Annotated in this window: 12 protein-coding genes; all 12 read left to right on the top strand. The window is 63.9% G+C overall.

Going from position 1 to position 14,591, the window contains the following annotated elements; genetic code table 11:
- The first annotated feature begins 318 nt into the window (after positions 1 to 318).
- Positions 319 to 2,073 (top strand): methanol/ethanol family PQQ-dependent dehydrogenase, encoded by a 1,755-nt coding sequence (locus tag HUI96_RS16885; RefSeq protein WP_210320220.1) that lies wholly within the window; start codon positions 319 to 321, stop codon positions 2,071 to 2,073.
- Positions 2,054 to 2,929: a substrate-binding domain-containing protein gene (locus HUI96_RS16880; RefSeq protein WP_237684182.1), complete on the top strand. Its 876-nt coding sequence runs from the start codon at positions 2,054 to 2,056 to the stop codon at positions 2,927 to 2,929. Before HUI96_RS16885 ends, HUI96_RS16880 begins: the two co-directional genes overlap by 20 nt.
- Positions 2,926 to 3,465 (top strand): c-type cytochrome, encoded by a 540-nt coding sequence (locus HUI96_RS16875; protein ID WP_425299227.1) that lies wholly within the window; start codon positions 2,926 to 2,928, stop codon positions 3,463 to 3,465. The genes HUI96_RS16880 and HUI96_RS16875 overlap by 4 nt, the downstream gene beginning before the upstream one ends.
- A 38-nt stretch (positions 3,466 to 3,503) precedes the next feature.
- Positions 3,504 to 4,478, top strand: coding sequence for a cytochrome c oxidase subunit II (gene coxB, locus HUI96_RS16870; protein ID WP_188255856.1), 975 nt, complete (start codon positions 3,504 to 3,506; stop codon positions 4,476 to 4,478).
- On the top strand, positions 4,475 to 6,394 hold the full coding sequence (ctaD, locus tag HUI96_RS16865) for a cytochrome c oxidase subunit I (RefSeq protein WP_188255855.1): 1,920 nt from the start codon (positions 4,475 to 4,477) through the stop codon (positions 6,392 to 6,394). Before coxB ends, ctaD begins: the two co-directional genes overlap by 4 nt.
- Entirely contained in the window at positions 6,394 to 6,999 is a 606-nt protein-coding gene (locus tag HUI96_RS16860; RefSeq protein ID WP_188255854.1) for a cytochrome c oxidase subunit 3, read from the top strand. Before ctaD ends, HUI96_RS16860 begins: the two co-directional genes overlap by 1 nt.
- 1 nt (position 7,000) lies before the next feature.
- A complete protein-coding gene (locus tag HUI96_RS16855) occupies positions 7,001 to 7,342 on the top strand; it encodes a hypothetical protein (protein WP_188255853.1) in 342 nt (113 codons plus the stop codon).
- 9 nt (positions 7,343 to 7,351) lie between these two features.
- Complete coding sequence (locus tag HUI96_RS16850; RefSeq protein WP_237684181.1) at positions 7,352 to 7,951, top strand: c-type cytochrome; 600 nt, start codon at positions 7,352 to 7,354, stop codon at positions 7,949 to 7,951.
- Between the two features lie 115 nt (positions 7,952 to 8,066).
- The gene (locus tag HUI96_RS16845) at positions 8,067 to 9,035 is read left to right on the top strand and encodes an FAD-dependent oxidoreductase (RefSeq protein ID WP_188255852.1); all 969 of its coding nucleotides are present in this window, start codon (positions 8,067 to 8,069) and stop codon (positions 9,033 to 9,035) included.
- A 231-nt stretch (positions 9,036 to 9,266) separates the two neighbouring features.
- Entirely contained in the window at positions 9,267 to 11,798 is a 2,532-nt protein-coding gene (locus tag HUI96_RS16840; protein ID WP_237684179.1) for a bifunctional diguanylate cyclase/phosphodiesterase, read from the top strand.
- 28 nt (positions 11,799 to 11,826) lie between these two features.
- Positions 11,827 to 13,062: a type III PLP-dependent enzyme gene (locus tag HUI96_RS16835; protein ID WP_188255850.1), complete on the top strand. Its 1,236-nt coding sequence runs from the start codon at positions 11,827 to 11,829 to the stop codon at positions 13,060 to 13,062.
- A gap of 31 nt (positions 13,063 to 13,093) precedes the next feature.
- On the top strand, positions 13,094 to 14,227 hold the full coding sequence (locus tag HUI96_RS16830) for a DMT family transporter (protein WP_188255849.1): 1,134 nt from the start codon (positions 13,094 to 13,096) through the stop codon (positions 14,225 to 14,227).
- Positions 14,228 to 14,591 lie beyond the last annotated feature (364 nt).

Below are 14,591 nucleotides of genomic sequence, written 5' to 3'. Positions count from 1 at the left end.
TGTAGTTTAGGAACGCGGCCCGCAGGGGCTGCGCATACTGTGGTGCGTCCCACGCACGCTTGAGGATCGCGACCAGGGGCGGCCATGGCCGGCTCACCGGTATGTGAGGGAGGTCACGTGCCGATCTTGCGTGTAATCGGTGCATTGGGGCTGACGGCGTTGCCTGCCCCCGTCGCGCGAGGCTCGGCTGACCGCACGCGAAACGCTCAGAAGCTCGCGCCCACCCGCTCCGCGATGGCTTCCCATGTAGCAGATGTGAAGGGCAGAACGAGCCGGCCCGGTCAGGTAGTCGCCGTTGCAGGTCTAGTCGCCGTCTCGATGATGTCTCCGGCCGCCGCGCAGCAAGGGCCAGCGATCACCCCGCCAGCCGCGGCCGCTCCCCCCGACGACGGCCAGTGGACCATGCCGGCCAAGAACTACGCCTCGACGCGCTACAGCGAGCTTTCGGAGATCAACGAGGGCGATGTCGGCAAGCTGCAGGTCGCCTTCACCTTCTCGACCGGCATAAACAAGGGGCACGAGGCCGCGCCGCTCGTGATCGGCGGCACGATGTACATCGTGACCCCGTACCCCAACATTCTCTATGCGCTCGATCTGACCAAACCCAGCGCGCCGCTCAAATGGTTCTACAGGCCCAATCCCGAGCCGGCCGCCCAGGGCGTCGCCTGCTGCGACGTGGTGAACCGGGGCGCGGCCTTTTCCAACGGCCGCATCTTCTTCAACACGCTCGATGGCCACACGATCGCGGTCGACGCCAACACCGGCCAGGCGATCTGGAACACCAAGGTCGGCAACATCAACATCGGCGAGACCGTGACGATGGCGCCGCTTGTGGTGAAGGACAAGGTGCTGGTCGGCAATTCCGGCGGCGAGATGGGCGTTCGCGGCTGGATCAAGGCGCTCGACGCCAATGACGGGCATGTCGTCTGGACCGCCTACAACACGGGGCCGGACGCGGAGGTCCTGATCGGGCCAGAGTTCAAGCCCTTCTATGACATGGACAAGGGCAAGGATCTCGGCGTGAGCAGTTGGCCGCCTGACGCCTGGAAGATCGGCGGTGGCAATGTCTGGGGCTGGATCGGATACGATCCCGAACTCGACCTCATCTATCATGGTACGGGCAATCCCGGACCATGGAATCCTGATCTCAGGCCCGGCGACAACAAGTGGACGGCCGGCATCTTCGCGCGCAATCCGGACACCGGTGCGGCGCACTGGTACTATCAATGGACGCCGCACGACCAGCACGACTACGACGGGATCAACGAGCAGATCCTTCTCGACATGAACTGGGAGGGCAAGCCCCGCAAGGTGCTCGTGCGCCCCGACCGCAACGGCTACGTCTACATACTCGATCGCACGACCGGCGAGGTCCTTTCGGCGAAGCCATTCGGCGCGGTGAACTCGAGCAAGGGTGTCGACCTGAAGACCGGGCGGCTCATCGACAACCCCGAGAAGCGGCCGACGACGGGCAAGGTCGTGCGCGATATCTGTCCGACCGCCGCCGGCGTGAAGGACTGGCAGCCATCGGCTTTCTCCCCGCGAACCGGCCTTCTCTACATCCCGCACAACAACCTGTGCATGGACGAGGAAGGTACCGAGGTGAACTACATCGCCGGCACGCCGTATGTCGGCATGAACGTCAGGATGATCCCCGGCCCGGGCGGCCACAGGGGCGAGTTCACGGCCTGGGATCTCGCCAACCAGAAGCCGGCCTGGAAGCTGAAGGAGAACTTTCCGGTCTGGAGCGGCGCGCTGGTGACGGCAGGAGACGTGGTCTTCTACGGAACCATGGAAGGCTGGTTCAAGGCGGTGAGCGCCAAGACGGGCGACCTTCTGTGGCAGTTCAAGACCTCGTCCGGCATCATCGGCCAGCCGATCACCTATCGCGGGCCTGACGGGCATCAGTATGTGGCTGTCTTGGCCGGGGTCGGCGGCTGGGCAGGCGCGGTCGTTTCCGGCGATCTCGACCCGCGCGACGCGACGGCGGCGCTGGGCTTCGTCAACGCCATGAAGGACTTGAAGGACGTCACCACGCCTGGGGGGAGCCTCTATGTCTTCCGGTTGCCCTGACATGGCCGGCAAGGCTCTCGGATCAACGCGGTTGCGTGGCCGGAAGTTCGTGCTCGCAGCGGTGCTTGGCGGCCTGCTTTGTTGCGGCTCCTCAGCGAATGCAGCCGAACGAGAGCTGCGCGTTTGCGCCGACCCGAACAACCTGCCGTTCTCCAACCAACGCGGCGAGGGATTCGAGAACCGCATCGTCGAGGTCCTCGCCCGCGAACTCGAGGCCCGCGTGTCTTACGTCTGGTGGGCGCAGCGGCGCGGTTTCTTCCGCAATACGCTGAAGGCGGGGCTGTGCGACCTCGTTGCAGGAGCGCCGGCCGGCATGGAGATGCTGCTGACCACGGCGCCGTATTACCGCTCCACCTATGCGTTCGTGACCCGGGCTAGGGATCCCGAGGTGGCCTCTTTCGACGATCCGCGGCTGCGCACCATGAAGATCGGCGTTCAACTGATCGGCGATGATGGCGCCAACCCGCCTCCGGTCGCAGCCCTGGCGCAGCGCGGCATCATCGGCAACCTCAAGGGCTATCCTGTCTACGGCGACTATGCGATGCCCAATCCGCCGGCGCGCATCGTCGAAGCGGTGGCGCGCGGCGAAATCGACGTGGCGCTGGTCTGGGGTCCGCTCGCCGGATATTTCGCAGCGGAGGACGGCGCCAGGCTCCGGGTCACGCCGGTGCCAGCGAGCGAGGGCGGCGCGAACCTGCCGATGGCCTATGACATCTCGATGGGCGTGCGGCGCAAGGACGAGGCCTTTCGCGATGAGATCGAAGCGGCGCTGGTAAAGCACCGTCCGGAGATCGACGCGATCCTCGCGGCCTATCACGTGCCTCGCACCGATCCGGTGAGCACGGCGGGGCAATGATGCGCAAGCCAGCTTCCCTCGCTATCGGGCTCGCGCTCGCGGTGTTGGGGGGCTGCCAGCGCGAGGAACGCGAAACCCGACCAGAGCCTGTCCTCGGCGAGAGCCAACAGGCCGTTCCCGTCACTGCGCTCGAGCCCGGAGGCAACCGGCCGCAGTTCTCCAATCCCAAGGCAGCTCAATTCGAGGGGAATGCCTATCACATCAGCCAGGGCAAGACCCTGTTCAGTGCCTTCAATTGCAATGGCTGCCATTCCAATGGCGGGGGCGGCATGGGGCCCGCGCTGATGGATGAGAAGTGGCTTTACGGCAACTCGATCGAAAGCATCCATGCGAGCATCCGCGACGGCCGGCCGAACGGGATGCCTACCTTCGGCCGCCTGATACCGGACGACCAACTGTGGGAACTCGCGGCCTATGTGAAGTCGATGGGCGGCAACGTCCCTTCGGCGGCCGCTCCGGGCCGTAACGACGACATGATGGCGCGGCCTGCGGAGAACCGGATGCCGAATGCGGCCACGCAGGGGCGCACGCCGTGAAGGCGACGGGGCTTCATAGGGCCGCGGCCTTGTTGCCCATGATTCCCTTGTCCGGCTGCACCGGGATCCAGTCCGCGCTCGATCCCAAAGGGCCTGCGGCCTCCGAACTGGCCTGGCTGATCTGGTTCTTCACGGGCCTTTGCTCGCTCATCTGGCTCGCCGTCATGATCGTGCTGATCTGGGGCTTGTCAAAACGGCGCGGTGATAGAGCCGAGCCCCTGGACATCGACGAAGCCGGCGACCGGAAGGCCACCCGCGTCGTAACCGGAGCGGTCGCCGCTACAGTCCTGATGATGATCGTGCTCTCGCTCCTGAGCTACTTCTCGAACCGCACCATCGCCGCGATCGGCGGGCAGAACCCGGTCACCATCAAGCTCACCGGCCATCAGTGGTGGTGGGAGGTGCGCTATGAGAGCGACCAGCCAAGGCGCACTCTGACGACGGCGAACGAGATCCACATCCCGGCCGGCGAACCGGTTCGGGTTGTGCTGAGCAGCACGGACGTCATCCATTCCTTCTGGGTGCCAGCACTGCACGGCAAAAAGGATCTCATCCCCGGCTTTGACAACGAACTGACCCTCAAGGCCGACAAGCCCGGCGTCTATCGCGGCCAATGCGCCGAATTCTGCGGCGCGCAGCACGCCCACATGGCGCTGATGGTTGTGGCGGAGCCGCGGGAGGCGTTCGACGGATGGTACAATGCCCAGTTGAGCAACGCCCGGCAGCCCGAGACCGACGAGCAGCGCGCCGGCCACGACCTGTTCATGAACCGGCCGTGCATCATGTGCCACAAGATCCAGGGCACGAAGGCGGCTGCGAACACCGGGCCCGATCTCACCCACCTCGCCGGCCGACAGACGATCGCCGCTGGCACCCTTCATATGAGCCGCGGCAATCTCGCTGCCTGGATCGCCGATCCCCAGAGCGTCAAGCCCGGCGCGCGCATGCCGACGATGAATCTCAGCGGCGATGAACTGAACGCCGTCGTTGCCTATCTCGAGCACCTCAAATGAGCGCAGCCGATCTTCCTGCGAAGAGCAAGGGCATTCGCGACACGTCGCTCGACGACGCCTCGCTTCACCGCTGGCTGACCAGCACCTGGGAGACCAAGCGCGGCATCATTGGTGCGCTGTCGGCGGTCGACCACAAGGTCATCGCACGACGCTACCTGATCACGGCATTCGTCTTCCTGTGCCTGGGAGGTCTGAATGCGGTCACCATGCGCCTGCAACTCTCCGGGCCGGAAAGGGGCCTGATCGGGCCCGATCTCTACAACCAGCTCTTCGCCGTGCACGGCATGACGATGATGTTTCTGTTCGCCGTGCCGATCGTGCAGGCGACGGGCATCTATCTGGTGCCGCTGATGGTCGGCACGCGCAACATCGCTTTCCCGCGGCTCAACGCGTTCAGCTACTGGATCTATCTGTCCGGCGGGTTGTTCCTGTGGGTGTCGTTCCTGCTCGACATGGGGCCGGACATCGGCTGGTTCGCGTATGTCCCACTGTCCGGACCGGAATTCTCGCCCGGCAAGCGCGCCGATGTCTGGGCCCAGACCATCACCTATACGGAGGTGTCGTCCCTTGCGGTGGCGGTGGCCACCATCGTCACCATATTCAAGCAGCGCGCCCCCGGCATGTCGCTCAACCGGATGCCACTCTACGTCTGGGCGATGCTGGTGACGTCCTTCGTCGTGGTGTTCGCCATGCCGGCGGTGATGATCGCCTCGACTTTCCTGATCCTCGACCGGCTGGTCGGCACCCAGATCTTCAATCCGGCGGAAGGCGGCGACGCGCTTCTATTCCAGCACCTGTTCTGGTTCTTCGGCCATCCCGAGGTCTACATCATCTTCCTTCCGGCCACGGGCATGGTGTCGGCCATCATCGTCACTTTCGCGCGGCGGCCAGCCTTCGGCTATCTCGCGCTGGTCCTGTCGGTGATTGCGGTCGGCATCCTGTCCTTCGGCCTGTGGGTCCACCACATGTTCGCGACGGGCATTGCCAAGGTCGGCGCAAGCTTCTTCACCGCCTCCAGCATGTTGATCGCCATTCCCAACGGCCTGCAGATCTTCTGCTGGGTGGCAACTCTCTGGGGCGGTCGCCCAAAGATAGGCACGCCGCTGCTGTTCGTGCTCGGCTTCTTTTTCATCTTCGTGGCGGGCGGGCTGACCGGGGTCATGCTAGCCTCGGTGCCGCTCGACCTGCAGGTTCACGACACCTACTTCGTCGTCGCGCATTTCCACTACGTGCTGATCGGCGGGTCGGTGTTCCCGCTGATGGGCGCCGCCTACTACTGGTATCCGAAGCTGACTGGCAGGATGATGAGCGAGCGCATGGGGCGCTGGCACTTCTGGCTAGCCTTCATCGGCTTCAACGCCGCGTTCTTCCCCATGCACATCCTCGGCCTCTGGGGCATGCCGCGACGGGTCTATACCTATCCGGTCGACCTCGGCTGGGGGAACATCAACCTCTTCATCACGGGCGGCGCACTGGTCCTGTTCTTCAGTTTCGTGCTCTTCACTATCAATCTCGTGTGGAGCGCGCGACGCGGCGAGCCCGCCGGCGACAATCCCTGGGACGCCGGCACGTTGGAATGGGCGACATCCTCGCCGCCGCCGAGCTACAATTTCGCGCGCATCCCCGTCGTCACACACCTCGAGCCGTTGTGGGCCGCGCGGGCGGAACTGCCTGTCGCCGCCGGCCTAAGGGTCGATGCCCGCGAGCTGGTGATTTCGACGGTGGCGGAGGGGCATCCGGACATTCGCGAGAAATCGGCTGCGCCCTCGATCTGGCCTCTGTTCGCCGCAATAGCGGTCGGCGCTACGTTCCTTTGGTCGATCTTCACACCTTGGGCAGTCGTCTGGGGAGCGCCTCCCATTGCCATCGCACTGATCGGCTGGTTCTGGCCGAAGGGCGAGCCGGAGGACGAGTAATGAGGCAGCGCCAAGCAATCGATCTCTCCGACCTGCCCACTTATGGGATGGGATCGCGCAGCCCGACCTGGTGGGGAACGCTCGGCTTCATGGCGCTCGAGGGCACCGGCTTCGTGCTCGCGGCCGGCGCCTATCTCTATCTGGCCTACATCAATCCCGCATTCCCGCTCAGCGCGCCGGTTCCGAACCACTGGCCGGGCACCATCGTCACGCTGCTGCTGCTCGCAAGTGCCGTTCCCAACCACATGCTGCGGCGCTGGGCCAACGACTGCGACATGCCCAAGGTGCGCATCGGGCTGGTGGTCATGTCGATCTTCGGCATCCTGCCGCTCATCGTTCGTTGGTTCGAGTTCCCGGCCTTAAATATCTGGTGGGACTCAAACGCCTACGGCTCGATGCTGTGGGTGCTGCTGGGTTTGCACACAACCCACCTCATCACCGATGTGGGCGACACGATCGTGCTCACCGCACTCATGTTCACGCGGCACGGCTACAGCGGCCGGCGCTTCGGCGACGTCGACGACAACGTCTTCTACTGGGATTTCGTCGTGATCACCTGGCTTCCGATCTACTTCCTCATCTACTGGCTGCCGAGGTTTAGCTGAGATGCGCGCGGTACAGGTTGGCACCTCCTGGGCAGGGCTGCTTGCCGGTCCGGTGGCATGGGCCGCCTCGACCCAGGCCAACTATTCGCTGGTTCAGTGGCAGTGCGTAAATCGCATCCCGATCATTCCAATCCTGGCGCTCTGCTTCCTCGCCGTCGCGGTGGCGGGAGGATTGCTGTCATGGCGGGCTTGGCAACGCGGGGGCGCATCGTTCAAGCCCGAGCGCGAGCTTTCGACCGAGCGCTTCGTCGCGATGCTCGGGATGATGGTGGCGGCGCTTTTCGCGCTGGTCATCGTCATCCAGGGCGCCGCCTCATTGATCCTCGACGAGTGCATCCGCTGAGCGCCGAACATGCGTGCACCGATCAACCGACCTCTTCTCTGGACTGTGGCCGGGCTCGGGGCGGCCGGCATTGCCGGGCTCGCGGGAGGCGTCGGATTTTGGCGCCGGCATTCCATCCATCCAGCCCAGAAGCCGGTCGGGCTCGAGGAGCGCGCCAGCAAGCGGGTCGAATTGATGTCGCCTCCGGCTCCGCCGCTTCAGCCTGAGATGCGCTATCCGCTTGGCCTTGCTGCCGCCATGCTCGCCCTGGCGGTCGTGATCGTCGCCATCGTCTGGTGGTTCGATCATCTTCGCCACGTGCAGCAGGAGGCCGACATTGCGATCGGCGGGGTAGGGGAGCGCGCCATACCCATCATGCTGGCGAATGGCTGCGCCGGTTGCCACACCATCCAGGGCGTGCCAGGCGCCCAGGGGCTGGTCGGGCCGAAGCTCGATTCCACGCTCAACGAGCGGCTCTACCTCGGCGGGAGCGTGCCGAACACGTCGCAAAACATGGTCCGGTGGATCCGTTTCTCGCGGCAGCTCGATCCACACACCGCCATGCCGTCCACCGGCATTTCCGAGCAGGATGCACGCGACATCGCCGCCTACCTCTACGCCCTGCGTTGACATTTCGGTCAATGAGAACGGCTGAACTGCGCCACGCCAATTGTCGCGCGCCGGAACCGCCTCGCCCGCAAAGGTGTTCGGTTCCGAATTTTGGCCGAACGGGAGACATAAAGTCGTGGGGCCGCACGCCGGAACTGGAGCGGAAAAAGCACCTGACGGACGTGTCCTCGACTGCCTCATCGCGGGCGGCGGGCCGGCCGGTGCAACCGCGGCGATCTACCTCGCCCGGTTCCGGCGCTCGGTGACGGTCATCGATGCGCAGGAAAGCCGCACACGATGGATCGGCACCATAAGGAACTATCCAGGCTTTCCGGAGGGCATCTCGGGTCCCGACCTGTGCGACCGGATAAGGCGCCAGGCATCCAAGCACGGCGCCGTCTTCGTGAAAGGGCACGTAAGGGCGCTGCATCGGACATCATCGGGATTCGAGGCCCTCACGTCGGAGGGAATGATCTTAGCGAGGCATGTCATCCTTGCCACGGGGCTCAAGGACAGGCTGCCTGATGTGCCCGGCTTCTCGGAGCAACTGATCATGCGCGACAAGGTCAGGCTCTGTCCGATCTGCGACGGGCATGACTTCATCGGGAATCGATTGGCCGTTTGGGGCGAGCCGTCGCGCGCTCTCAGGGAAGCGGTCTTCCTGCGGACTTTTACAAATCAGATCTCGATCGTGCCGGACCGCCCGCTAACCTCGGAAGACAGCCATTCCCTTGCGAGTTCGGGCTTCGATAGAGTGATGGATCAAGTGACGCGAATATCCGAGGACGGGGAGGGCGTGTCGCTGCATTTCCAGAACGGCGATCGCAGGGACTTCGACGCGATCTATCTTGCCATGGGCGCCGCGCCCCGATCCGACCTGGCGGTCACGCTTGGAGCGGCCGCGAATAAAGCGGGCTGCCTGAAGACGGACGATCATCGACAGACTAACGTTCCTGGGCTCTACTCTATCGGCGACGTCGTGGACGAACTCGATCAGATCTCGGTGGCTACCGGCCACGCAGCGATCGCGGCAACTTCCGTACACAACGCGATTGCACGGGCGCTGGGTGAGCGGCCGCTGACCGGCAGACGGGAGAAAGCATAAGGGTGTCTTATACGTATGACTTGAGAGAAATGAGCGAATTACGCAAAACGGCGTCCAGCGATTCACCGGATTGTAACTGTAAAATAACTCCGCTGGATGGCGGTAAGACTTAAATCATCATGATCCACGCATCGTGTCGCCACATTTATCGTGGGGGCGAGCATGGAAGCTGCGGATCTCAAAGCCGCTTCTTTTTCAGGCGAGAAGTTTACACGTCGCGTTGTGGTGCCAATGGCGGGGATGGTCATCCTGGCCATTCTGCTCGTTCTAGGATTCGCCGTCATCAGCGCGGATGGACAGAACAGGCTGGAGGTCGAATCCTCCACGGCGCTCGCCGAAACTGCCCTTTCCGTGAAGAAACGCGAGATCGCGCGTAATCTTCAGGATTACGCGGTTTGGGAAGACGTTTTCAAGAACCTGCACGAGACCTTGGATTTCGGCTGGGCTTCCACCAACGGCAATGTCGGCGCCAATATCTATGAGGGGCTGGGATACGATCTCGCCTTCGTCCTGAGACCGGACGGCAAGACGGTCTACGCAGTCGTTGATGGAGTGCCCCAGACGGCCGATGCCTTCTCGATCATTCCGCGGGGGCTCGACAGCCTGGTTGAGTCGGGCTCGACGGGCGAGCCCGCGGTCGGCTTCCTGCGCTCGAAGGATCAACTGCTGCTTGTTGCTGCCACGGCGATCCTGCCGCCTTCGGTCGATGCCTCGACGATACCGCCTAAGAACCGGTCCAGCCTGGTCTTCGCCAAGGCCCTCGACCAGACGTTCGTGGAGAGCATCAGCAGCGACTACCTTCTGGATTCGCTCAAGGTGGTTGAACAGGAGGAGCAGGCTGACGGCGCCACGCTGCCGCTGGTCGACCCGTCGGGGAAGGCCTTGTCCTACATCGTCTGGACTCCAGCCACTCCGGGCTACCAGTTCCTGAAATGGCTGTTGCCGCCGTTGGCTGCCGCCATGGTGTTGCTCGGCCTCTTTGCTCACCAGGTGATCCGAAAGGTCCGCCGCTCCACGGAGGAGCTCGAAGAGTCCGCCAGGACCGTGGAAACCTATGCCCAGACGCTCGAAGAGAGCGAGGCCCGGTTCCGCGATGTGGCCGAGGCTTCCTCGGACTGGATCTGGGAATGTGACGGCGAGATGCGGCTGGTCTATCTTTCGACCCGGTTTTCCGAGGTCACCGGCATCTCGGCGGCGAGCATTCTGGGCAAGCAACTCGACCAGTTCTTCATGAAGGACACCGACGCCGAGGGATGGGAACGCCTTCACGCGAGTGCCCACGACCACGTCGCCTTCCGGCATGTCCGCTGCAGCTACAAGGATGCGCAGGGCCGCATGAGGATTTGCCGGCTCGCCGGGCGTCCGATCGGAAGCAGCAAGGGGCAGTTGTCCGGGTTCAGGGGTACCGCCACCGACATCACCGAAGAAGTCGAGGCCCATGCCCGTGCAAATCATCTGGCGCTCCACGATGCGCTGACCGAGTTGCCGAACCGGCTTCTGTTCCGCGAGCGGCTGATCTATGCGCTGAGCGACAATCGGCGCCGTCATTCGGACCTCGCCATTCTTTGCCTGGATCTCGATCACTTCAAGGAAGTGAACGACACGCTTGGTCATGGCGCGGGCGACGTTCTGCTGAGGCAGTTCTCAGCTCGGCTGCAAACCTGCCTTCAGTCCGGCGACACGGTCGCCCGACTGGGAGGCGACGAGTTCGCCATCATTCAGTCGAGCGCAAACCAGCCTCAGGACGCGGGAGCGCTCAGCCGCCGGATCATCGAGATCGTGAAGCAGCCCTTCCAGGTGGAGGGGCACGAGCTCCACGTCGGCGTCAGCATCGGCGTGGCTTTCCCCGACCATGCGGACGACCCGGACAAACTGCTGAAGAATGCAGACATCGCGCTTTACCGCGCCAAGCAGGGCGGTCGCGGGAACGTCCGCTTCTTCGAGCCGCAGATGGACCTGGAGCTCCAGGCACGGAAGGCGCTGGAATACGATCTTCGGCAGGCGCTGCTGAAGGACGAACTGGAACTCCATTATCAGCCTCTGATCGACCTGGAAGCTCAGAAGGTGTCCGCGGTGGAGGCGCTGCTGCGCTGGCGTCATCCTAGCCGCGGCCTGGTATCGCCGGGCGAGTTCATCCCCCTTGCCGAAGAGACGGGCATGATCATCTCGATCGGCGAGTGGGTGCTGCGGACTGCATGCCAGCAGGCATTGTCCTGGCCGGGGCTGCGGGTCGCCGTGAACTTGTCGCCGGTGCAGTTCCGCCACCGCGAACTGGTGGATACGGTGAAGCAGGTTCTGGAGGATACAGGACTGGAGCCTGGCCGCCTGGAACTCGAGATCACCGAAAGCGTGCTGATCAACGACACCGAGGCGGCACTTGATATCCTGTCCGCGCTGAAGGGCATCGGGGTCCATATCGCGATGGACGACTTCGGTACCGGCTATTCATCACTCGGCTATCTGAATTCCTTCCCCTTCGACAAGATCAAGATCGACAAGTCGTTCGTCACCACGCTCGAGGACAAGGTCAAGTCGCTGGCCATCGTGCGCTCGGTGATCGGCCTGAGCGAGAGCCTCAGCATGACCACTACGGCAGAGGGCGTGGAGACGATGGAGCAGGCAATGCTGCTTCTCGGGGAAGGGTGCAAGCAGGTGCAGGGCTACTTCTTCGGACGTCCGGTTCCCGCGCTTGAAATGACCGCGTTCCTTGGGAACTGGCAGGGATTCACCGTCCTGAAGTCCCTGAAGACCGACGCAGCATAACAACACAATCAAAACGGGGAGATTTGTCGTGATCAACAGCGCTTTGGCGGCTGCGGGCCCAATTACGCCCGCGCAACTCCTGGATCGGGTGAAGGAGGCACTTCCGGCCATCGACCGGGCCCGGCAGAAGGGTAGGGACCTGGAGAGTTTCTCCAGCGTGGATGCCGTCGTCCGGGACCTCGAGCCATCGGAGCCGGTCTTCTGCATCCACCCGAACAAACTCCGGACAGCGGCCCGCCGCTTTCGGACTTTTCCGGGGCGCGTGCTCTATGCGGTGAAGTGCAATCCGCACCCTGCCGTTCTGCAGACTCTGTTCGATGACGGCATCACCGACTTCGATGTTGCCTCGCTGGACGAGATAAAGCTGATCCACAACATGTTCGGCGGCAGGGCAGGGCAATATTTCAACAACCCCGCAAAAACCCGCCCAGCGATCCGCCAGGCCAGCAAGGACCATCAGATTCGCTTCTACACGGTCGACTGCGACGCGGAGGTGGACAAGATCCTCGACGAAGCCGAGCGCGACAGCGACCTGATCATCGCCGTGCGCCTGGCGACCCAGCCCACCGATGCGCGCTACGCGCTGTCGACCAAGTTCGGCGCCGCTCCCGTCGATGCCGTCCGTATGCTGCAGAAGGTGGAGGCCGCCGGCGTCAGGGCGGGCATCTCTTTCCATGTGGGATCGCAGTGCCTGTCTCCCTCGGCCTTCGAGAACGCGATCAACCTGGTCGGAAGCGTCTCGCGCAAGGCGCGCGTTCCGCTGCATGTCCTCAATGTCGGAGGCGGCTTCCCGGCCCCGTACCCGGGCGACAACCCGAAAGCGATCGAGCACTATTTCTCGCGCATCGTGCTGGGGCGGAGGAAGCTGGATCTTCCTTCCGGCTGCATCCTGCTCTGCGAGCCCGGGCGCAGCCTCGTCGCGACCGCCGGCACCGCCGTCCTCCAGGTCGTGGTGAGACGGCATGACTCGGTGTTCCTGAACGACGGCGTGTTCGGCACCCTGCAGGAACTCGGACACCCGAAGGAGCGCCGCCCGACGCGGGTGATCCGCAAGTCGGGGTCGCCCTCCAGCCGGCTGGTCCCGTTCAAGGTCTACGGGCCGACCTGCGATTCCAACGACGTGCTTGGCGCACCCTTCCACCTGCCGGAGGACGTGCGGGAAGGCGACTGGATCGAGGTGGGCATGATGGGCGCCTACAGCCTGTCCATGCGCACGCGCTTCAACGGCTTCCACACCGACAGAATCGTCGCCGTCACGGGCTGAATGCCGAAATAGCCACGGGAAGGTGCCCGGAATGCGCAGCGCCCTGGAATCGAAGAAGCTCGTTGCGTCGATGCTTGGAGCCATAGGCGTTTGCCTGTGGGCGACCGAGACGACGCTGATAACCTTTACGACGGCGCTGCCGCCTCTTCAGACGGTGGCGCTCGCCTTCATGTTCGCCGCCTGCCTGTCGCCGTTCGTGTGCTGGGCGACCGGCACCCATCCACTGGCTGCGTTCAAGCAGCCCGCGCTGGTCTGGGTGGTGACCGTCATCGCCCTGGTCGGCTATCACAGTTGCATCTACTACGCGACGCAGAACGCGCCGCCGGCGCCGGCGGCGCTCCTGCAGGGGACGACGCCGCTGATGATCGTGCTCGGCTCGGCCCTTCTGCCCGGCGAACGATTGCGCTGGTGGCACGTCGTGGGCGCAGTGTTCGGGCTGGGCGGCGTGCTCCTTTTGGTGGAGCAGGGCGGCGAGGCCGGGCAGTCCGGGGGACATGCCGTCTTCTACCTGAGCCTGATCGGCATAGCGGCGGCACTTTGGGGGCTCTATTCGCTGGTCTCGAGAAGCTTCGCCGATGTCCCGTCCTCGGCGATGGGGATGTTCTACGCCGCTTCCGCCATCCTGGCTGGCCTTGCCCATCTCGCGCTCGAAGACTGGGTGCAGCCCTCCATGCAGGAATGGATCGCCGTCGCCTTGCTCGGCATGCTTCCCATGGGCCTGGCGATCTTCCTTTGGGACTATGGAGTGAAGAAGGGAGACATCCAGGCGCTCGGTGCCTTCTCCTATGTCGAGCCCTTCATCGGCGCGCTGCTGGTGGCGCTCCTTGCCGGAGCGGCGCTCGAGTGGAACCTGCTGTGGTCAGGCTGCCTGGTGGTCGGGGGAGCCGTGCTCGCCAGCCGCAACCTGTGGAGGAAGTCGTCCGAACCCGATAGCACGGCCGAGCAGCCCACAGTGGAGCAGGAGCTTGCGCAGGCCCAGGACTACATCCTGTCGCGGATTTCAGAACTGCACCGCGCGGGGGTGCAGTCTGCAGCTTCCCGCGTCGAATTGAGCAGCCTCTTGAGCGATCTCGCTCTCGTCATGCAACTCTGGGACGAGTGGGAGGGAGGAGTTCCGACGTCGGAAGCAAGCGCCTCGGAAAACTCAATTCCGCTCGCGGCCTAGTCGCCCCATGAGACCGCCCGGGCAGCCCTGAGGCGGGCCTGACGAGGGCCGGGCCAGCAGGTCCCGTTATCCTCTCTGCGACATGGTCCAACTGGCATGCGCACTCGCCGATTCTCCCGCCTCAAGGCGGATTTGAGGCTTCCCCAAGGGCCACTTGTCCCCTGTTTTGGGAGCGGGTGCAGCGGGTTTTCGCGGGGTGACGCAGGGGTTTTAAGGGGCGGGGTTTGGGTGTCGCAAAAACTTCAAAAAACTTGGGCGGCGGTGTTGACAGTTTGTCGGGGTGGCGACTATATACGCCTCACCAACGACGGCGGCGACGCTGCTGGCGGCCAAGAAGTTCGCTTCCAGGTATCGCGACGTTGGT

The sequence above is a fragment of the Pseudaminobacter soli (ex Zhang et al. 2022) genome, assembly GCF_014595955.1.
GTDB lineage: Bacteria > Pseudomonadota > Alphaproteobacteria > Rhizobiales > Rhizobiaceae > Kumtagia > Kumtagia pseudosoli.
The sequence above is the reverse complement of the archived record's forward strand: the minus strand, read 5'-3'. Positions and strand labels throughout refer to the sequence as shown.

Coding starts and splice junctions, on each gene's coding strand:
- HUI96_RS16885 (WP_210320220.1), top strand. CDS start 319: ATGATGTCTCCGGCCGCCGCGCAGCAAGGGCCAGCGATCACCCCGCCA.
- HUI96_RS16880 (WP_237684182.1), top strand. CDS start 2,054: ATGTCTTCCGGTTGCCCTGACATGGCCGGCAAGGCTCTCGGATCAACG.
- HUI96_RS16875 (WP_425299227.1), top strand. CDS start 2,926: ATGATGCGCAAGCCAGCTTCCCTCGCTATCGGGCTCGCGCTCGCGGTG.
- coxB (WP_188255856.1), top strand. CDS start 3,504: ATGATTCCCTTGTCCGGCTGCACCGGGATCCAGTCCGCGCTCGATCCC.
- ctaD (WP_188255855.1), top strand. CDS start 4,475: ATGAGCGCAGCCGATCTTCCTGCGAAGAGCAAGGGCATTCGCGACACG.
- HUI96_RS16860 (WP_188255854.1), top strand. CDS start 6,394: ATGAGGCAGCGCCAAGCAATCGATCTCTCCGACCTGCCCACTTATGGG.
- HUI96_RS16855 (WP_188255853.1), top strand. CDS start 7,001: ATGCGCGCGGTACAGGTTGGCACCTCCTGGGCAGGGCTGCTTGCCGGT.
- HUI96_RS16850 (WP_237684181.1), top strand. CDS start 7,352: ATGCGTGCACCGATCAACCGACCTCTTCTCTGGACTGTGGCCGGGCTC.
- HUI96_RS16840 (WP_237684179.1), top strand. CDS start 9,267: ATGGCGGGGATGGTCATCCTGGCCATTCTGCTCGTTCTAGGATTCGCC.
- HUI96_RS16830 (WP_188255849.1), top strand. CDS start 13,094: ATGCGCAGCGCCCTGGAATCGAAGAAGCTCGTTGCGTCGATGCTTGGA.